The sequence below is a fragment of the Pseudomonas sp. RW409 genome (assembly GCF_003184125.1).
Classification (GTDB): domain Bacteria; phylum Pseudomonadota; class Gammaproteobacteria; order Pseudomonadales; family Pseudomonadaceae; genus Aquipseudomonas; species Aquipseudomonas chlororaphis_I.
Window position 1 is genome coordinate 490,174 of sequence record NZ_QHHP01000021.1, and the last position, 21,791, is coordinate 511,964.

Annotated in this window: 19 protein-coding genes; 7 read left to right on the forward strand and 12 right to left on the reverse strand. The window is 64.6% G+C overall.

What is annotated here, in order from left to right:
- Positions 1–84 precede the first annotated feature (84 nt).
- Both DK261_RS10980 and DK261_RS10985 read right to left on the reverse strand, forming a co-directional pair.
- Positions 85–384: a BolA family transcriptional regulator gene (locus DK261_RS10980; protein WP_016704374.1), complete on the reverse strand. Its 300-nt coding sequence runs from the start codon at positions 382–384 to the stop codon at positions 85–87.
- Between the two features lie 12 nt (positions 385–396).
- Positions 397–912 (reverse strand): DUF2059 domain-containing protein, encoded by a 516-nt coding sequence (locus tag DK261_RS10985; RefSeq protein ID WP_009045024.1) that lies wholly within the window; start codon positions 910–912, stop codon positions 397–399.
- A 193-nt stretch (positions 913–1,105) separates the two neighbouring features.
- On the opposite strand from DK261_RS10985, the gene DK261_RS10990 reads away from it, so the two are divergent.
- Entirely contained in the window at positions 1,106–2,500 is a 1,395-nt protein-coding gene (locus DK261_RS10990; protein ID WP_009050179.1) for a class II fumarate hydratase, read from the forward strand.
- 87 nt (positions 2,501–2,587) lie between these two features.
- Here DK261_RS10990 and DK261_RS10995 read toward each other — a convergent pair whose 3' ends face one another.
- The 3 genes from DK261_RS10995 to pap form a co-directional block, all read right to left on the reverse strand.
- Positions 2,588–3,553 (reverse strand): DMT family transporter, encoded by a 966-nt coding sequence (locus DK261_RS10995; protein WP_016704376.1) that lies wholly within the window; start codon positions 3,551–3,553, stop codon positions 2,588–2,590.
- A gap of 222 nt (positions 3,554–3,775) precedes the next feature.
- Positions 3,776–4,960, reverse strand: a complete 1,185-nt coding sequence (locus DK261_RS11000; protein ID WP_016704377.1) for a thiolase family protein — start codon at positions 4,958–4,960, stop codon at positions 3,776–3,778.
- 143 nt (positions 4,961–5,103) lie between these two features.
- Positions 5,104–6,624, reverse strand: a complete 1,521-nt coding sequence (pap, locus tag DK261_RS11005; RefSeq protein WP_009050182.1) for a polyphosphate:AMP phosphotransferase — start codon at positions 6,622–6,624, stop codon at positions 5,104–5,106.
- Between the two features lie 141 nt (positions 6,625–6,765).
- Between pap and mnmC the strand changes: the two genes are divergently transcribed.
- From mnmC to DK261_RS11030, 5 genes are all read left to right on the forward strand, one after another.
- A complete protein-coding gene (gene mnmC / locus DK261_RS11010) occupies positions 6,766–8,772 on the forward strand; it encodes a bifunctional tRNA (5-methylaminomethyl-2-thiouridine)(34)-methyltransferase MnmD/FAD-dependent 5-carboxymethylaminomethyl-2-thiouridine(34) oxidoreductase MnmC (protein ID WP_110175701.1) in 2,007 nt (668 codons plus the stop codon).
- A gap of 251 nt (positions 8,773–9,023) precedes the next feature.
- Entirely contained in the window at positions 9,024–10,796 is a 1,773-nt protein-coding gene (locus DK261_RS11015) for an N-acetylglutaminylglutamine amidotransferase (RefSeq protein ID WP_110175702.1), read from the forward strand.
- A gap of 3 nt (positions 10,797–10,799) precedes the next feature.
- On the forward strand, positions 10,800–12,545 hold the full coding sequence (gene ngg, locus DK261_RS11020) for an N-acetylglutaminylglutamine synthetase (RefSeq protein WP_110175703.1): 1,746 nt from the start codon (positions 10,800–10,802) through the stop codon (positions 12,543–12,545).
- 127 nt (positions 12,546–12,672) lie between these two features.
- A complete protein-coding gene (locus DK261_RS11025) occupies positions 12,673–13,857 on the forward strand; it encodes an osmoprotectant NAGGN system M42 family peptidase (protein WP_007932243.1) in 1,185 nt (394 codons plus the stop codon).
- A gap of 101 nt (positions 13,858–13,958) precedes the next feature.
- Positions 13,959–14,186, forward strand: coding sequence for a YheU family protein (locus DK261_RS11030; RefSeq protein WP_007932245.1), 228 nt, complete (start codon positions 13,959–13,961; stop codon positions 14,184–14,186).
- Between the two features lie 51 nt (positions 14,187–14,237).
- Here the strand turns inward: DK261_RS11030 and DK261_RS11035 are convergent, their stop codons facing one another.
- Together DK261_RS11035 and DK261_RS11040 are read right to left on the reverse strand one after the other, a co-directional pair.
- Entirely contained in the window at positions 14,238–14,570 is a 333-nt protein-coding gene (locus tag DK261_RS11035) for a YnfA family protein (RefSeq protein WP_007932246.1), read from the reverse strand.
- A gap of 64 nt (positions 14,571–14,634) precedes the next feature.
- The gene (locus DK261_RS11040) at positions 14,635–15,450 is read right to left on the reverse strand and encodes an SDR family oxidoreductase (protein WP_009045033.1); all 816 of its coding nucleotides are present in this window, start codon (positions 15,448–15,450) and stop codon (positions 14,635–14,637) included.
- Positions 15,451–15,753: 303 nt separating this feature from the next.
- Here DK261_RS11040 and DK261_RS11045 point away from each other — a divergent pair, with 303 nt between their 5' ends.
- Positions 15,754–15,906, forward strand: a complete 153-nt coding sequence (locus DK261_RS11045) for a DUF3309 family protein (protein ID WP_009045034.1) — start codon at positions 15,754–15,756, stop codon at positions 15,904–15,906.
- Positions 15,907–15,987: 81 nt separating this feature from the next.
- Here the strand turns inward: DK261_RS11045 and DK261_RS11050 are convergent, their stop codons facing one another.
- The 5 genes from DK261_RS11050 to DK261_RS11070 form a co-directional block, all read right to left on the reverse strand.
- A complete protein-coding gene (locus DK261_RS11050) occupies positions 15,988–18,081 on the reverse strand; it encodes an LTA synthase family protein (RefSeq protein ID WP_009050189.1) in 2,094 nt (697 codons plus the stop codon).
- Between the two features lie 322 nt (positions 18,082–18,403).
- Complete coding sequence (locus DK261_RS11055; protein ID WP_009050190.1) at positions 18,404–18,595, reverse strand: PLDc N-terminal domain-containing protein; 192 nt, start codon at positions 18,593–18,595, stop codon at positions 18,404–18,406.
- 98 nt (positions 18,596–18,693) lie between these two features.
- Positions 18,694–19,224: a hypothetical protein gene (locus DK261_RS11060; RefSeq protein ID WP_009050191.1), complete on the reverse strand. Its 531-nt coding sequence runs from the start codon at positions 19,222–19,224 to the stop codon at positions 18,694–18,696.
- A gap of 114 nt (positions 19,225–19,338) precedes the next feature.
- Positions 19,339–19,857 (reverse strand): ankyrin repeat domain-containing protein, encoded by a 519-nt coding sequence (locus DK261_RS11065; protein ID WP_009045037.1) that lies wholly within the window; start codon positions 19,855–19,857, stop codon positions 19,339–19,341.
- A 97-nt stretch (positions 19,858–19,954) separates the two neighbouring features.
- The gene (locus DK261_RS11070; protein WP_028683094.1) at positions 19,955–21,787 is read right to left on the reverse strand and encodes a long-chain-acyl-CoA synthetase; all 1,833 of its coding nucleotides are present in this window, start codon (positions 21,785–21,787) and stop codon (positions 19,955–19,957) included.
- Between the last annotated feature and the right edge of the window lie 4 nt (positions 21,788–21,791).

Genomic DNA, 21,791 nt, shown 5'->3' on the forward strand with positions numbered 1-21,791 from the left:
GCTACCCTCGTAAAGGGTGAACCGGATGCAAAAAAAACGCGCCGACTGAGCGGCGCGTTGCGGATTCTAGCAAAAAACCTGTGGTTAATGCTTGCTGCCGCCAGCGCAGGTCGGCGAGGCCGGGGCCGCGCCAATCTTCGCCCATTCTTGCGGCGTGTAGGTATGCAGCGCCAACGCATGGAACTGGCCCATCAGCTCGCCCAGGGTCGCGTAGACCTTCTGGTGACGCTTGACGCTGTTGAGCCCGGCAAACTGCTCGCTGACCAGCACGGCCTTGAAGTGGGTCTCCAGGCCGCGGCTGTGCATGTGGCTTTCATCCAGCACCTGCAAATGCTCAGGCTGCAATGCGCCCAGTGCCGATTCGATACGTTGTTGCATGGTCATTCCTGGCTCCGCTTACTTCTTCTTCGCCGGTGCGGCCTTAGGCTCGAGCTCGGCGGTCATGTCGGCCAGCAGCTTGTTGACTACCGGTACCGCGCTTTCCAGCTTGGCCTGGGTCATCTGGGCCGATTGCTGGGTCAGCTGCGGCATTTTTTCCAGGACTTTCTTGCCCAGCGGCGACTGGTAGAACGCCACCAGGTCCTTGAGCTCGGATTCGCTGAAGTTGCTGGTGTAGAGCTTGACCATGTCCGGCTTCAGCTTGTTCCAGCCGATGGCCTGGTCCAGGGCGGCGTTGGCCTTGGCCTGGTAGGTTTCCAGCACGGCTTTTTTCGACTCTGGGGCTTTGGTCTGTTCAAAACGCTGAGCGAACATTTGCTGCACTTGCATGTACACCGGAGTGCCCAGCTTGTCAGCGTGCGCCAGGGTCAGGAAAGCTTCGGCACTGGCGTTGTGGCTGGCGGTATCGGCAAGCACCTGGCCGCTGGCGCAAACCAGAGCAACCGCGGTACAGATGGCACGAAGACGAGTCATCGAGTTTCCTTTTCTAGCAGGCGAGGTATAACCCCAAGGGCGACCATTCTGCGCCTAAAAAACTCTGTCGCTCAACCCCAAGCCTTGTGGTGCCTGCATTTGCTCGACCAAATGACACAGAAAGGCGCTTTATGGAACCCAGGCTGTGGATCACGGCCTAAACTGCGCAATCAGACCTACAGGAGTGAGCACGATGAGTCGAATCGAAACCGACAGCCTTGGCCAGGTTGAAGTCCCGGACGACGCCTATTGGGGCGCCCAGACCCAGCGTTCGCTGATCAACTTCGCCATCGGCAACGAGCGCATGCCGCTGTCGGTCCTGCATGCCCTGGCGTTGATCAAGAAGGCCGCGGCCCGGGTCAACGACCGCAACGGCGACCTGCCCGCCGATATCGCCCGGCTGATCGAACAGGCCGCCGACGAGGTGCTGGACGGCCAGCATGACGACCAGTTCCCGCTGGTGGTCTGGCAGACCGGCAGCGGCACCCAGAGCAATATGAACGTCAACGAGGTGATCGCCGGTCGCGCCAACGAACTGGCCGGCAACCCGCGCGGCGGCAAGTCGCCGGTGCACCCCAACGACCACGTGAATCGCTCGCAAAGCTCCAACGACTGCTTCCCCACGGCGATGCACATCGCCGCGGCCCAGGCGGTGCAGCAGCATCTGTTGCCGTCGATCGCCGAGCTGTCCGGCGGCCTGGCCGAACTCGCGGCACGCCACATGAAGCTGGTGAAGACCGGGCGCACCCACATGATGGACGCCACGCCCATCACCTTCGGCCAGGAGCTGTCGGCCTTCATCGCGCAGCTGGACTACGCCGAGCGCGCCATTCGCGCGGCCCTGCCGGCGGTCTGCGAACTGGCCCAGGGCGGTACCGCCGTCGGTACCGGGCTGAACTCGCCCCACGGTTTCGGCGAGGCGATCGCCGCCGAGCTGGCGGCCTTGTCCGGACTGCCGTTTGTCACCGCGCCGAACAAGTTCGCCGCCCTCGCCGGCCATGAACCCCTGACCACCCTCTCCGGCGCCCTGAAGACCCTGGCGGTGTGCCTGATGAAAATCGCCAACGACCTGCGCCTGCTGGGCTCCGGGCCACGCGCCGGGCTGGCCGAGGTCAGGCTGCCGGCCAACGAACCGGGCAGCTCGATCATGCCAGGCAAGGTCAACCCGACCCAGTGCGAAGCCCTGTCGATGCTGGCGTGCCAGGTGATGGGCAACGACGTCGCCATCGGCTTCGCCGCCAGCCAGGGCCACCTGCAGCTGAACGTGTTCAAGCCGGTGATCATCCACAACCTGCTGCAATCGGTGCGCCTGCTCGCCGACGGCTGCAGCAACTTCCAGCAGCACTGCATCGCCGGGCTGGAGCCCGACCCGGTGCAGATGGCCGATCACCTGGAACGCGGGCTGATGCTGGTCACCGCGCTCAATACCCATATCGGCTACGACAAGTCCGCCGAGATCGCCAAGAAGGCCTATGCTGAGAACCGCACCTTGCGTGAAGCGGCCCTGGAGCTGGGGTATCTGACGGACGAAGAGTTCGATGCCTGGGTGCGGCCGGAAAACATGCTGGAGGCTGGCAAGCAGGGCTGATGGAAGGCGGTGATTGAACTGACGCTATCGCGGGCAAGCCTCGCTCCTACAGGATAGGGGCTTGCCCGCGATCAATGATAACGCGCCCTAACTCTCCGGCACTTGCATACGTCCCCGCCGCGCCTTGAGCCCGGCCATCAGCGATGGCCCCAGGGCCGTCAAGGCCGACCCCAGCACCACCAGCACCGCCCCGCCATAACCCAGGCCGTTGATCTGTTCGGCATGCACATATTCGGGCCACAACCAGGCCGCCACAGCCACCGCGGCGAAGGTCACCAAGGGGGTGATCGCCAGGGTGGCGCTGACCCGCGACGCCTCCCAATGGGCCAGCGCTTCGGCGAAGGCACCGTAGGCGATCAGGGTATTCAGGCAGCAGGCCAGCAACAGCCAGCCTTGCAGCGGACTCAACTCCAGCGCCTCGAGGGGATGGGCCCAGGGCGTGAGCAATAGCGCGCAGAACAGGTAGATCACCATCATCACCTGCAAGGAATTCCACACCGTCAGCAACTGCTTCTGGCCCAGGGCATAGAAGGTCCAGACCGCCGAAGCGGCGAGCACCGTCAGCACCCCGGCGGTGTAGTTGCTCAGGGACGTCAGCAGCTCGGTCAGGCGCTGATTGAAAAACAGCCCGAAACCGATCAGCAGCACCGCCAGGCCAATCCCCTGCCCCAGGCTGAAACGCTCCTTGAACACAAACAGGCTGGCGATCAGCAGCAGGATCGGCCCCATCTGCACCACCAGTTGCGCGGTGCCGGGGCTCAGCAGGTTCAGCCCCATCAGGTACAGCACGTAGTTGCCCACCAGCCCGCAGACCGCCATCAATACCAGCCAGCCGCCACGCGGCCCGAGCACCCGCCAGCTCGGCAAACGCTTGACCGCCGCCAGGTAGACCAGCAGGAAACCACCGGACACCAACAGGCGAAACCAGGTCACGGTCACCGGGTCCATCACCAGCAACACCTGCTTGAGCTTGATCGGCAGGATGCCCCACAACAGCGCCGTCAGCAGCGCAAGGAACAAGCCGTAGACCCAGCGACCGGACGAGATGTGCATGCGAACCCCAAAAGCCTGATGGAGGGAGCCCGCATTCTAGGCCCGGGGGCTGCGGCGAACACAGGGACAATTGCCGGCTGAGCGTGATTGGGATTGTGCTGGTCGTAAAAAGCATCGCGGGCAAGCCTCGCTCCTACAGAAGAAGATGGCGTACTTCTGCAGGAGTGAGGCTTGCCCGCGATAGGTTCGTAAGGCAGACAGATCCGCCCCCGCCTGACGGACTTAGCGCACCGCTTCGAACAACCCGGTCGCGCCCATGCCGCCGCCGACGCACATGGTGACGATGCCGTAGCGCAGGTTGCGCCGTTGCAGTTCGCGCACCAGGTGGCCGACCTGGCGCGAACCGGTCATGCCGAAGGGGTGGCCGATGGCGATCGAGCCACCGTTGACGTTGTATCTGGCGTTGTCGATCTGCAGCCGGTTGCGGCTGTACAGGCATTGCGACGCGAAGGCCTCGTTCAACTCCCAGAGGTCGATGTCATCCACTTGCAGGCCCTTGGCCTTGAGCAACTTGGGTACCGAGAACACCGGGCCGATGCCCATTTCGTCCGGCTCGCAACCGGCCACGGTGAAACCGCGGAAGAACGCCTTGGGCTTGAGCCCCAGCGCCAGGGCCCGCTCCAGGCTCATGACCAGGGTCATGGACGCACCATCGGACAGCTGCGAGGAGTTACCCGCGGTCACCGAACCGTCTTCGGCGAACACCGGTTTCAAGCCGGCCAGGCTTTCCAGGGTGGTGTCCGGGCGGTTGCAGTCGTCGCGATCGACCACGCCGTCGAGGATCTGCACCTGGCCGCTGTTCTTGTCCTCGACCCGGTACTTCACCGCCATCGCCACGATCTCGTCGTCGAACAGCCCGGCCGCCTGGGCTGCCGCGGTGCGCTGCTGGCTTTGCAGGGCGTACAGGTCCTGCTCCTCGCGGCTCACGTTGTAACGCCGGGCGACCACCTCGGCGGTCTGGCCCATGGGGAAGTAGATGCCCGGCACCTGCTCCTTGAGCAGCGGGTTGATCAGGTTGTCGGTGTTGACGCTTTTCATCGTCAGGCTGATGGACTCGACGCCGCCGGCGACAATGATGTCGCTGCAACCGGACGCGATCTGGTTGGCCGCGATGGCGATCGCCTGCAGGCCGGAAGAGCAGAAACGGTTAAGGGTCATGCCCGCGGTACCGGTGCCCAGGCGGGACAGCACCGCGACGTTACGCCCGATGTTGTAGCCCTGGGCGCCTTCGTTGGAACCGGCGCCGACGATGCAGTCCTCGACGCTGGCCGGGTCGATACCGTTGCGGGTCAGCAGCGCATTGACGCAATGGGCGGCCATGTCATCCGGACGGGTCTGGTTGAACTTGCCGCGAAAGGACTTGGCCAGGCCGGTCCGCACGCTATCGACGATCACCACTTCACGCATGGCATACCTCATTATTGTTGTCGGTTGTGAGTGGGTCGAGCATAAATCCAGCCCTTGCCCGACCGCGACGATCATTCATCCGGCATATGCAAAACCATCGCGGCGCCGGGCCCGTGCCTTGACTCGCTCATCGCCGGCGACGGTTATTTCTTGTTCTTCTTGCCTTTCTTGTCCCTTTTCTCGGACTTGTCGAATGCCTCTTCCAGCGCGCGGTTGAGGGTGCGCAGCACCTTGACCCGGGCCCAGCGCTTGTCGTTGGCCTCCACCAGCGTCCAGGCCGCGACCTCGGTACTGGTGCGGTCGACCATGTCGCCGACAGCCGCGCGGTAGGCGTCCCATTTATCGCGGTTGCGCCAGTCGTCCTCGGTGATCTTGAAACGCTTGAACGGGATCTCTTCGCGGGCCTGGAAACGCTCCAGCTGGGTCTGCTTGTCGATCGCCAGCCAGAACTTGACCACTATCACCCCGGCGTCCTCGAGCTGCTCCTCGAAGTCGTTGATCTCGCCATAGGCGCGCAGCCAGTCCGCCGGGCTGCAAAAGCCCTCGACCCGCTCCACCAGCACCCGGCCATACCAGGAACGGTCGAACACGGTGAACTTGCCCCGCGCCGGAATATGCCGCCAGAAGCGCCACAGATAAGGCTGGGCACGCTCGTCCTCGGTCGGTGCGGCAATCGGCACAATGCTGTACTGGCGCGGGTCCAGCGCCGCCGCTACCCGGCGGATCGCCCCGCCCTTGCCGGCGGCGTCGTTGCCCTCGAAAACCGCCACCAGCGCGTGCTTGCGCATGCGCTTGTCACGCAGCAGGCCGGCCAGGCGCGCCTGCTCGGTAATCAATTGTTCCTCGTAGTCGTCCTTGTCCAGTTGCTGGCTCATGTCCAGGCTGTCGAGCAGGGTCAGCTTGTCGACCGCCTCGGCCAACGGCGCCACATGGGGCTCGGCTTCGACCGCGGGCCGGTTGAGCGCGCTCTGCAGGCCCTCGAGGAGAATCTTGCCCACCGCCAGGCTGCGGTAATGCGGGTCCACGCCTTCGATCACATGCCAGGGCGCGTAGTCGCGGCTGGTGCGGCGCAACACCCGCTCGCCATATTTGACGAACTTGTCGTAGGTCTCCGACTGCTGCCAGTCCAGCGGGCTGATGCGCCAGCTGTGCAGCGGGTCGTCCTGCAGCGACTTGAGGCGGGCCTTCATCTGTTTCTTGGACAGGTGGAACCAGAACTTGAAGATCAGCGCGCCTTCGTCGCACAGCATTTTCTCCAGGCGTTCGGCGCCGGCGATGGCCTGGTCGAAACGGCCGTCCTTGAACAGCTCGTGCACCCGTCCCTGGAGCATCTGGCTGTACCAGTTGCCGAAAAACACGCCCATGCGTCCCTTGGCCGGGAGCATCCGCCAGTAGCGCCAGGCCGGTGGCCTCGCCAGCTCTTCGTCGGTCTGCTGGTCGAAGGTGCGGACCTCGATCAGGCGTGGGTCCATCCACTCGTTGAGCAGTTTCACCGTCTCGCCCTTGCCGGCGCCTTCGATGCCGTTGATCAATACGATCACCGGAAAACGGGCTTTCTGCTTCAGCTCGAACTGGGCTTCCAGCAGGGCTTCGCGCAGGGCCGGGACTTCGGCGTCAAAGGTTTTTTTGTCGATGGCGTGACCGATTTCGGCTGATTCGAACATGAGCGACTCCCTGGCAAGATGGAGCAAGACTAGCGGATCGACACCTGATTTGTCGGCAGGGAAGATGCCAGCCATTGCCGTGGATCATTACCCCCTGTGTCGATCGGCTAGAATGGTCGCCTTGCCGTTACCGAGCCGAACATGACCGCTGAACTGTCCCACACCCAGCCCCATGCCCAGTCCCATGCCCAACTCGACTGGGACGACCAGGGCCGCCCGCGTTCGCGGGTTTTCGACGACGTGTATTTCTCCACCGACTCGGGCCTGGATGAAACCCGCCATGTGTTTCTCGAACAGAACCGCCTGCGCGAGCGTTTTGCCGCGTTGCCGCCCAGTGGCCGCTTCGTCATCGGCGAGACCGGCTTCGGCACCGGCCTGAATTTTCTCTGCGCCTGGCAGTTGTTCGAGCAACAGGCCAACCCCAGCGCACGCCTGCATTTCGTCAGCGTGGAAAAATTCCCGCTGACGCCAGCCGACCTGCAGCGCGCCCTGGCCCTGTGGCCGGAGCTCGCACCCCTGGCCGAGCGCCTGTTGCGCGCCTATGTCGCCGTGCATCAGGGCTTTCAACGCCTGGTGCTGGACGAGGGCCGCGTTACCCTGACCCTGCTGATCGGCGATGCCCTGGAGCAGTTGCCGCAACTCGACGGGCAGGTCGATGCCTGGTTCCTCGACGGCTTCGCCCCGGCGAAAAACCCCGAGATGTGGACCGCCGAGCTGTTCGCCGAACTGGCGCGCCTGGCCGCTCCGGGTTCGAGCATCAGCACCTTCACCAGCACCGGCTGGGTGCGCCGCCTGCTGAATGCCGCGGGCTTCAAGATGAAACGCACCCCGGGCATCGGCCACAAGTGGGAAGTGCTGCGCGGCGAGTTTCTCGGCTGGCCCGAAGACACGCCGCTGCCTGCCGCCAGCAAGCCCTGGTTCGCCCGCCCCACTCAACGGATCCAGGACAAACATGCCCTGGTGATCGGCGCCGGCCTGGCCGGTTGCGCCAGCGCCGCCAGCCTCGCCGCGCGGGGTTGGCAGGTCAGCCTGCTGGAGCGCCACGGGCAACTGGCCCAGGAAGCCTCGGGCAACCCGCAGGGCGTGCTGTACCTGAAACTCTCGGCCCATGGCACCGCCCTGTCGCAGATGATCCTCAGTGGTTTCGGCTACACCCGGCGCCTGCTCGAGCAGCTGCAACGGGGCGTCGACTGGGACAGCTGCGGCGTGCTGCAACTGGCCTTCAACGCCAAGGAAGCCGAGCGCCAGGCGCAGTTGGCGGCCGCCTTCCCGACGGACCTGTTGCATCAGCTGGACCAGCCCCAGGCCCAGGCCCTGGCCGGCATCGGCCTGGCCCACGGCGGGCTGTTCTACCCGGAAGGCGGCTGGGTGCACCCGCCGGCCCTGTGCCAGTGGCAAGCCGCGCATCCACGGATTCGCCTGCTGCCCCATCACGATGTGCTGGAATTGCGCCGGGTCGATGGCCAGTGGCAGGCCTGGGACGGCGAGCGGCTGCTGGCCAGTGCCGAGGTGGTGATCCTCGCCGGCGCCGCCGAGATCAAGCGCTTCCCGCCCAGCGCCGAGCTGCCGCTCAAGCGCATCCGCGGGCAGATCACCCGCCTGCCGCAGACCGCGCGCAGCCAGGACCTGGCCACGGTGGTGTGCGCCGAAGGCTATGTCGCCCCCGCGCGCCTGGGCGAACACACCCTGGGCGCCAGTTTCGACTTCAAGAGCGAAGACCTGACGCCCACCGCCGCCGAGCACGCGGGCAACCTGCAGATGCTCGAAGAGATCTCCCAGGACCTGGTGGAACGCCTGGAAGCCGACCGCCTGCATGCGGAAACCCTCGAAGGACGGGCCGCCTTCCGTTGCACCAGCCCGGACTATCTGCCGATCGTCGGTCCCCTGGCGGACCAGGCGGCGTTCGCCGAGGTCTACGCGGTGCTGGGCAAGGATGCGCGCCAGGTCCCGGACCTGCCCTGCCCCTGGCTGGACGGCCTGTATATCAACAGCGGCCACGGCTCGCGCGGGCTGATCACCGCGCCGCTGTCGGGCGAGTTGCTGGCCGCCTGGCTGGACAACGAACCGCTGCCCCTGCCGCGCAACGTGGCCGAAGCCTGTCACCCCAATCGCTTTGCCTTGCGTCGGTTGATTCGCGGCAAGCCATGAAAGCGAACCGCGATGCCAGCCGCCCTGGCATCGCTTCGCCATCGCCGCGCAAACGCCCACGGGCCCTGCCCGCGCGGCAAAACTCCAGGCAGATCAAGGCCTTTACCTCGGCCCGCAACGCACTAGCACCCCGCCGCTTATAACCCATCGGTCTAAAACTCCAGGGTTTCACCTGGGTCAGTTTCCGGGTACCTGCCGTTTCTGGCCGGTCGCGATTCACCCCTCCCCAACGGAAAAACCGGTAAGGACTTATGTGCGGATTAGCTGGAGAACTACGTTTTGATCATCAACCCGCCGACCTGGCAGCGGTTGAACGAATCACCCACCACCTCACCCCTCGTGGCCCCGATGCCTGGGGCTTCCATAGCCAGGGCCCGATAGCCCTGGGCCATCGACGCCTGAAAATCATGGACCTGTCGGACGGCTCGGCCCAGCCGATGATCGACAACCAACTGGGCCTGTCCCTGGCCTTCAACGGCGCGATCTACAACTTCCCCGAACTGCGCGCCGAGCTGGAAAGCCTGGGCTACGCCTTTTACTCCGGCGGCGACACCGAGGTGTTGCTCAAGGGTTATCACGCCTGGGGCGCCGAGCTGCTGCCGCGGCTCAATGGCATGTTCGCCTTCGCCATCTGGGAACGCGACGCCAAGCGCCTGTTCATCGCCCGCGACCGCCTGGGCGTCAAGCCGCTGTACCTGTCGCGCACCGGCCAGCGCCTGCGTTTCGCCTCGGCCTTGCCGGCGCTGCTCAAGGGTGGCGACATCAACCCACTGCTCGACCCGGTGGCGCTCAACCATTACCTGAACTTCCATGCCGTGGTGCCCGCGCCGCGCACCCTGCTGGCGGGCATCGAGAAACTGCCGCCGGCCACCTGGATGCGCATCGAAGCCGACGGCCGCACCGAGCAGCAAACCTGGTGGACCCTGCCCTACGGCCCGCGCGCCGATGAAACCGGGCTGAGCCTGGAAGACTGGCGCGACCGCGTGCTCGACAGCACTCGCGAAGCCGTGGCGATCCGCCAACGGGCAGCGGTGGATGTCGGCGTGCTGCTGTCCGGCGGCGTCGACTCGAGCCTGCTGGTCGGCCTGCTGCGCGAAGTGGGTGTGGATAACCTGTCGACCTTCTCCATCGGCTTCCAGGATGCCGGGGGCGAACGCGGCGACGAGTTCCAGTATTCGGACCTGATCGCCCAGCACTACGGCACCGATCACCATCAGTTGCGCATCGACGAGCGCGAGATCATCGAACAGCTGCCGGCGGCGTTCCGTGCCATGAGCGAACCCATGGTCAGCCACGATTGCATCGCCTTCTACCTGCTGTCCCGGGAAGTCGCCAAGCATTGCAAGGTGGTGCAAAGCGGCCAGGGCGCCGACGAGTTGTTCGCCGGTTATCACTGGTACCCGCAGGTGGATGGCGCCAGCGATCCTTACGCGGCCTACCGCGAGGCGTTCTTCGACCGCAGCTACGACGACTACGCGGCCACCGTGCAGTCGCAGTGGCTGACCGCCAACGACGCCGCCGGCGATTTCGTCCGCGAGCATTTCGCCCAGCCCGGCGCCACCGCGCCTGTGGATAAGGCCCTGCGCCTGGACAGCACGGTGATGCTGGTCGACGACCCGGTCAAGCGTGTGGATAACATGACCATGGCCTGGGGCCTGGAGGCGCGCACGCCGTTCCTCGACTACCGGCTGGTGGAGCTGTCAGCGCGAGTACCGGGCAAATTCAAACTGCCCGATGGCGGCAAGCAGGTGCTCAAGGAAGCCGCGCGCCTGGTGATCCCCAGCGCAGTGATCGACCGCAAGAAAGGCTACTTCCCGGTGCCCGGCCTCAAGCACCTGCAGGGCGACACCCTGGACTGGGTGCGTGAGCTGCTGCTCGACCCAAGCCAGGACCGTGGCCTGTTCAACCCGGCGATGCTCGACCGCCTGCTGACCGACCCACAAGGCCAGCTGACGCCGTTACGCGGCTCCAAGCTGTGGCAACTGGCCGCGCTGAACCTGTGGCTCAGCGAACAAGGAATCTGACCCATGAAACCCCACGCCACGGCTTACAGCCAACGCTTGCTGCGCGGTCAGGCGCCCTCCTACGAGCGTCTGCAGGCGCGTTTCGCCGAAGACCGCAGCGCCCTCGGCACCGCCCCCATCGCCGTGCACTGCGGCTGGGGCCGGCTGCTGATCGGCCATACCTTTCCCGACCCGACGAGCCTGGCCGAGGAGCTGCTCAACGAACACCCCGGCGAACGCGACATCGCCTTGTATGTCGCCGCGCCGCAGCAGATTCTCGGCCTGGAGCCGACCCAGTTGTTCCTCGACCCGTCGGACACCCTGCGCCTGTGGTTCAGCGACTACCGCCAGGCCACCCGGGTGTTTCGTGGTTTCCGCATCCGCCGGGCGCAGAGCGCGGCGGACTGGCAGGCCATCAACCAGCTGTACGTGGCCCGCAACATGCTGCCGGTCGACCCGAGCCTGCTGACCCCGCGCCATGCCGGCGGGCCGGCGTACTGGTTGGCCGAAGACGAAGACAGCGGCGCGGTGATCGGCAGCGTCATGGGCCTGGATCACCAGAAGGCTTTCCATGATCCGGAACACGGCAGCAGCCTGTGGTGCCTGGCGGTGGACCCGCATTGCACCCGCCCGGGGGTCGGCGAAGTGTTGGTCCGGCACCTGATCGAACACTTCATGAGCCGCGGCCTGAGCTACCTCGACCTGTCGGTGCTGCACGACAATCGCCAGGCCAAGAGCCTCTACGCCAAGCTGGGTTTTCGCACCCTCTCCACCTTCGCCATCAAGCGCAAGAACGGCATCAACCAGCCGCTGTTCCTCGGCCCCGGGCCCGAGGCGGCGTTCAACCCCTATGCGCGGATCATCGTCGAGGAAGCCCATCGTCGCGGCATCGACGTGCAGGTCGACGACGCCGAAGCCGGGATGTTCACCCTCAGCCATGGCGGCCGCCGGGTGCGCTGCCGCGAGTCCCTGAGCGATCTGACCAGCGCCATCAGCATGAGCCTGTGCCAGGACAAGAGCCTGACCCACAAGGTGCTGAAACAGGCCGGACTGAACCTGCCGGCGCAACAACTCGCGGGCAACGCCGACGACAACCTGGCGTTTCTCGACGAGCATGAACGGGTGGTGGTCAAGCCACTCGACGGGGAACAAGGCCAGGGTGTGGCCGTGGATCTGCGCACCATCGAAGAGCTGCAACAGGCGATCGACAATGCCCGGCGGTTCGACAGCCGGGTGTTGCTCGAGAGCTTCCACGAGGGCCTGGACCTGCGCATCCTGGTGATCGGCTTCGAGGTGGTCGCCGCCGCCATTCGCCGGCCGGCCGAGGTGATCGGCGACGGCCAGCATTCCATCAGGCAGTTGATCGAAGCGCAGAGCCGGCGGCGCCAGGCCGCCACCGGGGGCGAAAGCAAGATCCCCCTGGACCACGAAACCCAGCGCACCCTGCAGGCCGCCGGGCATGGCTACGACAGCATCCTGGCGGCCGGCGAACGGCTGTTCGTGCGGCGCACCGCCAACCTGCATACCGGCGGCACCCTGGAGGATGTCACCGCGATTCTCCATCCGCAGCTGGTGGACGCCGCGATCCGTGCGGCGCGGGCGCTGGATATCCCCATGGTCGGCCTCGACCTGATGGTGCCCGCGGCCGACCAGCCGCGGTACGTGTTCATCGAGGCCAACGAGCGCGCCGGCCTGGCCAACCATGAGCCGCAGCCGACGGCCGAAAGGTTCGTCGACCTGCTGTTTCCCCACAGTCAGCCGGCGATTTGAAAGCCATGTGCTGACAGTACCGGCCTCATCGCGGGCAAGCCTCGCTCCTACAGGCACAGATATTCATGTAGGAGCGAGGCTTGCCCGCGATGACGCACCCACTGGCTCCACTTCACCAGGAGTTTCCATGACCCGATCGATTCCCGAACCGGACCTCAACTACCTGCAGAAAGTGCTCTTGGAAATGCTCGCCATTCCCAGCCCCACCGGCTTCACCGACACCATCGTGCGTTACGTGGCCGAGCGTCTGGAGGAACTGGGCATTCCCTTCGAGCTGACCCGCCGCGGGACCATTCGCGCCACCCTCAAGGGCCAGAAGAACAGCCCGGACCGCGCCGTCTCGGCGCACCTGGACACCATCGGCGCCAGCGTGCGCGCGGTGAAAGACAACGGCCGCCTGACCCTGGCCCCGGTGGGCTGCTGGTCCAGCCGGTTCGCCGAGGGCAGCCGGGTCAGCCTGTTCACCGACAACGGCGTAGTGCGCGGCAGCGTGCTGCCGCTGATGGCCTCCGGGCATGCCTTCAACACCGCGGTGGACGAGATGCCCATCAGCTGGGACCACATCGAATTGCGCCTGGACGCCTACTGCACCACCCGCGCCGACTGCGAGTCGCTGGGCATCGGTGTCGGCGATTTCGTCGCGTTCGACCCCTTGCCGGAATTCACCGAAAGCGGCCATATCAGCGCCCGCCACCTCGACGACAAGGCCGGGGTCGCCGCGTTGCTGGCCGCGCTCAAGGCCATAGTCGACAGCGGTGAGCCGCTGATGATCGACTGCCATCCGCTGTTCACCATCACCGAAGAAACCGGCAGCGGCGCGGCGGCGGCCCTGCCCTGGGACGTCAGCGAATTCGTCGGCATCGACATCGCCCCGGTCGCCCCCGGCCAGCACTCCAGCGAGCACGCGGTGAGCGTGGCCATGCAGGACTCCGGCGGGCCTTACGACTATCACCTGTCGCGGCACCTGCTGCGCCTGGCCACCGAGCACGAGCTGCCGGTGCGCCGCGACCTGTTCCGCTACTACTTCAGCGATGCCCACTCGGCGGTCACCGCCGGCCACGACATCCGCACCGCCCTGCTGGCCTTCGGTTGCGACGCTACCCACGGCTATGAACGCACCCATATCGACAGCCTGGCGGCCCTCAGTCGGCTGCTGGGCGCCTACATCCTCAGCCCGCCGGTGTTCGCCAGCGACGCGCAGCCGGCCCAGGGCTCCCTGGACCGCTTCAGTCATCAGCTGGAGCACGACACGCAAATGGAAAGCGACACCCGGGTGCCGTCGGTGGACAGCCTGGTGGGGCAAAAGTCCTGAGGTGATAAGCCCTGAAGTGAAAAGCCGGGCCCCGCGCGAGGTTTGCCTAGCCGCGCGGGGCCCGGCGCAGTAGGATCCGGGATTGTTTGCCGGAGGCCCCTATGCTGATTCCCCATGACCAACTGGAAGTCGACACCCTGACCCGCCTGATCGAAGACTTCGTCACCCGCGACGGCACCGACAATGGCGACGACACCCCGCTGGAAACCCGCGTCCTGCGCGTGCGCCAGGCGCTGACCAAGGGCCAGGCGGTGATCGTGTTCGATCCGGACAGCGAGCAGTGCCAGTTGATGCTCAAGCACGACGTGCCCAAGGAATTGTTCGACTGATCTTCGGCCGGGAGCGGATGCCATGGCGGCGCCCAAAACCCGGCCAGCCCCTCAACCGTTGGTAAAGCGCGGCCCGAACAGAATGATGCTCGCGCCGATCACGCACAGCGCCACCCCGAGCCAGTCCGAGCTCAGCGGCCGCACCCGCTCCACCATGCCCAGCCAGCCGATCGAGGCGATGATGTAGATCCCGCCGTACGCCGCATAGGCGCGGCCGGCGTAGCTCGCTTCGATCTTGGTCAGCAACAGGGCGAAGAGCATCAGGCTCGCCAGCGCCGGGACCATCCACCAGGCGCTTTTGCCCTGGCGCAGCCACATCCAGAAGGCGTAGCAGCCGGCGATCTCGAACAGCGCGGCGAGGAAGAACCACAGGTAATTGAGCATGCAAGGTCTCGTCAGGGATGCCAGATGCTGGCAACCCTAACGACGCACAGGGTCAACGGCAAGCTCAGCTGGCGTTTTGCTTGGCCTTGGCGCGCATCTTGTCGGCCATGAGGGTCATTTCGTCGTACAGCAGTTGCGGGTTCTTCTGCTTCAGGGCCCAGGCCATGCGCCCCTGTTCATGGGGCAGGATCATGAATTCGCCGGCGGCGACCTGGGTGTAGATGTAATCGGCGATGTCCGCCGCGCTGATCGGCGAGCTTTCCAGCAGCTTGCCGACCTGGGCCTTCATCGCCGGGGTCGGGCCGCGGAACGAATCCAGCAGGTTGGTCTGGAAGAACGACGGGCATACCACGTGCACGCCGATTTCCTGCTGGGCCAGCTCGATCAGCAGGCTTTCGGAGAGAGCCACCACACCGGCCTTGGCCACGTTGTAGTTGCTCATGGCCGGGCCCTGCATCAAGGCCGCCATCGAGGCGATATTGATGATCCGGCCCTTGCTCTTTTCCAGCAGCGGCAGGAACGCCTTGCAACCCTTGACCACGCCCATCAGGTTGATCGCGATCTGCCAGTCCCAGTCTTCCAGGGACAACTCGCTGAAGAAGCCGCCGGACGCCACGCCGGCGTTATTGACGATCACATCGATGCCGCCGAGCTTGACCTCGCAGGCCTGGGCGAAGGCCGTCAGCTGGCTGTAGTCACGCACGTCGCAACGTTGCACGAAGCCATCGCCGCCGGCTTCGCGCACCAGCCTGAGGGTTTCCTGCAGGCCGGGTTCGCTGACATCCGACAACGCCAACTGCCAGCCTTCGCGCGCCCAGCGCAGAGCGATTTCGCGACCCAGGCCGGATCCGGCGCCAGTGATCATCATGCGATTTTGCATAGGAGTTGCCTTGTTGTTCCGGGAGAGATGAGGCGAGTGTAGCGAAGGATTTTGTGCCGCCCACGCACCATCAGATTGCTGAATGCCCCAGGCAAACCGGGGCCTCGGTGCGACTTCCCGCGGTGTTGCAAGTTCCACTCGATGGCCAGCGGTAGCAGGTACGAAAGGAAATAGCCCTGCGTGCAAAAAGCATTAAAAAAACTTGGAATCATCCTTGAAAACAAAGAGTCGGAATGATTAAGCGGTGCGGATTAATTGCCTTGAATCCAGCCGCGCCTTTGATCATCCAATAAGGACAACGACATGGGCACAATCCTGATCATTATTCTTATTCTTCTGCTGATCGGTGGTCTTCCAGTGTTCCCGCACTCCAGAAGCTGGGGTTATGGCCCATCCGGCATCATCGGTGTGGTCCTGGTGGTGTTGCTGATTCTCGTGCTACTGGGCCGGATATAGGCATCGCTCGTTCAAGCTCGGGACTGTTCAACCGTCGAAAAAAAAGAGGCCCGAGGGCCTCTTTTTCATTCGCGCGATGAATCAGTCCGGCGTGCCGTGCACCACGCCTGCGGTGTTATCCAGCAGGCTCTTGGTAGCGGTTTGCAGGAAGGCTTCGAGCTTGTGCTTCAACTCGGCGGTACGCGGCGCGTCCGGCACGACTTCGGCATGGGGATTGGCACCCAGTTCGTACTGGTAGATCTTCGGCGCCATTTCCTTCTCGCGCGGCAGTACCAGGATCTGGTCGGCGGTGACGATGGCGGTGGTCTGCTCGCTGCCCGACGGCTTGATCACGCCAAAGCCGGTATCGCCCTGCGGCAGGTTGAGCAGGTCGCGGCCCCAGCACTGATGACGCACTTCGCCACCCAGGCGGCCCATGATGGTCGGCACGATATCGACCTGGGTACCCACGGTGTGGTTGCGCTGGCCGAATTTCTCCTGGATGCCCGGGGCGATCATCAGCATCGGCACGTTGAAGCGGCCCAGGTCCATTTCGGTGATCTGGCGCTCGTTGCCGAAACCATGGTCACCCACGATCACGAACAGCGTCTCCTTGAAGTACGGCTCCTTGCGCGCCTTCTCGAAGAACTGGCCCAGGGCCCAGTCGGAATAACGCATGGCGGTCAGGTGTTCGTTCAGGCTGCCACGGTCGGTCACCTTCTCCACCGGCAACGGCGTCGGCAAGGCGTACGGGGTGTGGTTGGACAGGGTCTGCAGCAGGGCATAGAACGGCTTGCCGTTTTCCCGCGCCTTCAACTCTTCCAGGCCACGGTTGAACATGTCCTGGTCGGACACGCCCCAGGTCGGATCGGAGAACACCGGATCGACGAAGTCGTTGCGACCGACGAAGTTGGTCATGCCCTGGTTGCTGAAGAAGCCCGACTGGTTGTCCCAGGCGAAATCGCCGTTGTAGACGTACACGTCGTCATACTTGCGGGCGCTCAGCACCTGCGGCAGGCCGGACAGCTTGTGGCTGCCTTCCGGGGTCTGCATCAGGTATTCGAAACCCGGCAGGTTGGGGAAGCAGGCCATGGTGGCGAACATGCCCTGGTGGGTATGGGTGCCGTTGGAGAAGAAGCGGTCGAACAGCAGGCCTTCCTTGGACAGTTGGTCCAGGTACGGGGTGATGTTGCCCGGAGCGCCCAGGGCGCCCACCGAGTGACCGGCCATGCTTTCCATCAGGATCACGACCACGTTCTTGATCGGCAGGGTCTTGTCGGCCGGTGGCGTGTAGTCGCGGCGCACGGCGGCGATATCGGCGTCCACCAGCTTGTCGTCCGGCATCACCAGCAGGTCGCGCACCACTTGCTGCGCCTCGGGCTGCGGCAGGGTGGCTTTCCAGATATTGCTGCGGTCTTCGCCCATCCGGCTCTTGGCCGCTTCGACCAGCGACAGCGTGCCGTTGAGGCCCAGCTGGTTGGCGAAGTTCGATTCGGTGGTGTAGACGTCACCCCAGCGCAGTGGCGGGCCCTGGCGCAGGGTGCCGCGGGCGGCGACCACGCAGACCAGCAGGCAGACCACGAATACGCCGATACGGGCGTACCACGGGGCGACCTGCCGGGTGCCGATGCTGCCGCCGCTGAACGGGCCGCGTGGCCGGGTCGCGCGGTCGGCGCCCTTGAACGCCAGGCTCAGCAGCCAGGTGCCGAGCGCCCAGGCCAGCAGGTAGCGCACCACCGGGAAGCCGTACCAGAGCATGCTCATCACGGTTTTCGGGTCTTCCTTCACATACTGGAAGACCAGGCCGTTGAGGCGCTGGTGGAACTCGCGGTAGAAGTCCATCTCCATCAGGCCGAGGAACAGCGCGATGCTCGAAACGATGGTCAGCCAGAAGCGGAAGAAACCGCGAGCCGCCATGGCCCGGGCACTGAACAGGGCCAGCAGCAGCGGGATGCTGAGGTAGACCACCAGGCGCACGTCGAAGCGCAGGCCGTTGGCGAAGGCTTCAAGGAAGGTCGAGGCCGGTGTGTCGAGGATCATCTCGCGGTTGTAGACCAGCAGCGCCACGCGCAGCAAGGACAGCATGACCATCATGGCCAGCGCGCAGAGCAGCGTATAAGCCAGATGCGATTTGACGGTCGGTTGCAGCAGGCGACTCGAGGCTCGCTGCTGACTCAGGGCGTCCGGGTTTGCCATATCGTTTTAGGACCCAATGGAAGTTGAAGTTGCGAAAAAAATGCAGCTGCGCTTTGCCCTCTTGTAGCCATTCAGGGCTGGGGGGATGGCGCGGTGCGCAAATGTTGCACGATCAGCAGCGGCATTGCCATTGATTACTGGCAGGCGCCCTCACCCGGCCGGCAATGGCCAGAGTCAGGGATCGCAACCGGAGATCGCACGGGGTGCAGCGGAAAAACAGCGCTGGCGAATTGTCATGGAGACTTTGTGAAAATTTCGTGCAGCGCATATTTGGTCACATAAAAAAGGGCCTGGCGGCCCCTTTTCGAACCCGCGCCAGCCTTCAGAACCTCACGTTACCGCGCGGCCCGGCAATCGCCCAGATGATCAGGCCCAGAACCGGCAACAGGATGATCAGCAGCACCCAGAGGATTTTCATCCCGGTTTCGGCACTGCTTTTTAGCACATTGATGATCGCCCAGATGTCCAGCGCGAGGATGATCAGGCCGACCAGCGTATTGAAGGTGGAACCCATGGTGTCGCTCCTAAGTGAGGGCTTGCCCACTTAGGATAGCCGGCCAGCGCCTGGGTTCCTTTTTATCGCCCGCGCGGTCAGGTCCGTGGCTCGGCAGCTCAGACGTGAACCGCGACCTTGAGCGCTTCCAGGGACGGAGCGGCGGCGATACCGGCTTCGGCGCACAGCTCCAGCACGCGCGGCACATCGTTGCCGTAGACCAGCACCACTTGCAGCTCGTCGTCCAGCAGCTGGCTGAAGTTCATCAGCACGTAGCCGCCGTTTTCCGGGTTCATGCTGCCCATCTGGATCTGGATGCGGTTGAGCGCGGTCAGGGCCTCGGTCTTGGCCAGTTGCTTGGGCTTGATGTTGAACGCCACGCCCGGGCCGAAAGACGCAACGATCTGCGCGAACAGGTCCATGTAGGTGTCGGCCTGGAACAGCACGGTTTCCGGCAGGCTGCCGACCACCACCCATTCGCCCAGCGGGATCGGGAAGCTGTCGTCGTAGTTGATGTCCGGGTTGGCGGCCAGGAAAGCCTGGGGATCGGCGTAGGCCTGGGCGGCCTCGTCGGCGATCCGCAGGATTTCTTCTTCGCCCATGCAGCCGGAGCTGATTTTGGTGATGAGTTCGGCGAGGACGGTTTTCATGGGCGAATCCTGTTACGGGTCAATGGCGGGCGCGCAGGATAGCCTAAACCCGCCCCGCGAACCTACCGCCGCGACCAAGGCCTGGCCTTGGCCCGGCGGCATGCGCCATTCAGCTCAGCCCAGCAACTTCTGCAACTGCGCGGTGGTGTCGACGGCGCCCATGGTCTTCGCCGCGTCCAGTGCGCTCACGCCGTTGGCGTCGGTGGCCCGCGGGTTGGCGCCCTTGCCGATCAGGTAGTCGACGATTTCCGTGCGGTTGAACATCGCCGCCATCATCAGCGCGGTACGCCCGTCGAAGGATGAGCCTTCCACCTCCGCACCGCCTTCCACCAATGCCTTGACCACCGCCAGGTCGCCCTTGAAGGCCGCGCCGGCGATCGGGCTCTGGCCGTTGTCGTTACGAATCTCGGGGTCGGCCTTGTGCTTGAGCAGCACCTGCACCGCGTCCACATGCCCGTAGTAGCTGGCCAGCATCAGCAGGGTGTCGCCCTTGTGATTGCGCAGGTTGACCGGCAGACCGCTGCTCGCCAGCTTGTCGAGCATCTGGGCGTCGCCTTGACGGGCGACGTTGAAGACCTGCTCGGTAAACTCGGCGGCTTCTTCTGCGGTCATCTGGCGGCTTTTGTCTGACATCGGGAACTCCACTTTCGGCCAATCGGAAAGCCGCTAGTGTCCCCAAGCGCCTCCTGCCCTGTCATCCCTTTTTTCTCAAGAGCGGCCATAGCCAGAATCAATAACGGTGCCGGCCAGCGCAAATGTCCGCCAGGACCGCCTCCGTCACCTGGACGTAAGTCGCCGATCCCGGCAACCAGGCGTACACCGGATCGCCACCGGTTTTCGACGGGTCGAAGGCTTCTTCCTTGAGCCGGGTCTTCTGGTACTTGAAGGTGCCGGTGGTCTCCATTTTCACCTTGACCCGCAGGAACAGCGGCACCGCGTAGCCCGGCAGATGCTCGCGGGCGAACTGCAACAGCTCGGTGAAATCCAGGGTCGCCAGGGACTCGGCCGGAGTGATCGCCGCCATCCCGGCGCGACCGTTGGTGTTGTGCACCTCGACGCCATAGGCCACCGCCTCGGCGACCTGCGGATGTTGCAGGAGGATGTTCTCCACCTCGGTGGTGGAGACGTTTTCGCCCTTCCAGCGATAGGTATCGCCCAGGCGATCGATGAACTGCGCATGGCCAAAACCGATATCGCGCAGCAGGTCGCCGGTATTGAAGTAACGGTCGCCCTTCTCGAACACGTCGGTGAGGATCACCTTCAGGTTCTTTTCCGGTTCGGTGTAGCCGTCCAGCGGCGCCTTGTCGTCGATCTTCGCCAGCAGCAGGCCCTGCCCGCCCCGGGCGACCTTCTGCATGAAGCCGGAACCGTTGCGGATCGGCGCGCAGGTGTCATGGGCGTACTCCACCAGCGCCCAGGGCGCCAGGGAAAAACCCACGGTATTGTCGAAGTTGAGCACGTTGGTAAAGCCGATATTGCCGTCGCTGGCGGCATACAACTCGCAGATATGCTCGACGCCGAAACGCTGCTTGAACGCCCCCCACACGCCGGGGCGCAGACCGTTGCCAACCATCTTCACCACACTGTTGTCGCGGTCGTGCTCGCTGGCGGGCTGGTCGATCAGGTAACGGCACAGCTCGCCCACATAGCCGATGGTGGTGGCCTTGAACCGGCGGGCGTCTTCCCAGAACCGGCTGGCGCTGAACTTGCGGCGAATGGCGAAGCCCGAGGCGCCGCTGATGGCCGAGCCCCAGCACACGCACAGCCCGGTGGCGTGATACAGCGGCAAGGTGCAGTAGAGGATGTCGGCCGGCTGCATATCGAGGGCGATCATGCCGAAGCTGGCCGAGGTGCGCATCCAGCGGCCATGCTTGAAAATGCCGGCCTTGGGCAGCCCGGTGGTGCCCGAGGTGTAGATATAGAAGCACGGATCGTCGAGGTAGATCCGCGCGGTGCTCGGGGGGTTGCCCGAGTCGCTGGCGGCGCTGGCGGCCATCAGGTCGATGCAGCCGGCGGGCGTTGGCCCGGGCGCCACATCCGGGTCGGCGACGAACCAGGTACGCGCCTCGTCGATGGCGACCTGGTCGCGAATCGCCGAATAGGCATCCAGCAGTTCGACGCCGACGATCATCGCCACCGGCTTCACCAGGTTCACGCTGTGCACCAGCACACTGCCGGTCTGCGCGGTGTTGAGCATGGCGCAGATACCGCCGAGCTTGGCCACCGCCAGCACGCTCACCAGCAACTCGGGACGGTTCTCGACGAAGATCGCCACCACGTCGCCCTTGCCGATGCCCTGGCTCGCCAGGTAATGGGCGATCCGGTTGGCCCACTGGTTGGCCTGTGCATAACTCAACACCCGGTCGCCATACAGCAGCGCCGGGCCGTCAGGGTTGCGTTGCGTGGCCTGCTCGAAGGTCCAGCCCAGCCCGCAGGGCTGATCGGCACGCTTGACGTTGGCTATCTGCATGCCCTTGATGACCCGCGGCAACGCCCGGGCGATGGAGGGCAACTTTCGCAGCATCATGCCCCAGGTGATCATGTCGTGCTGACGAGTGCTCATGACG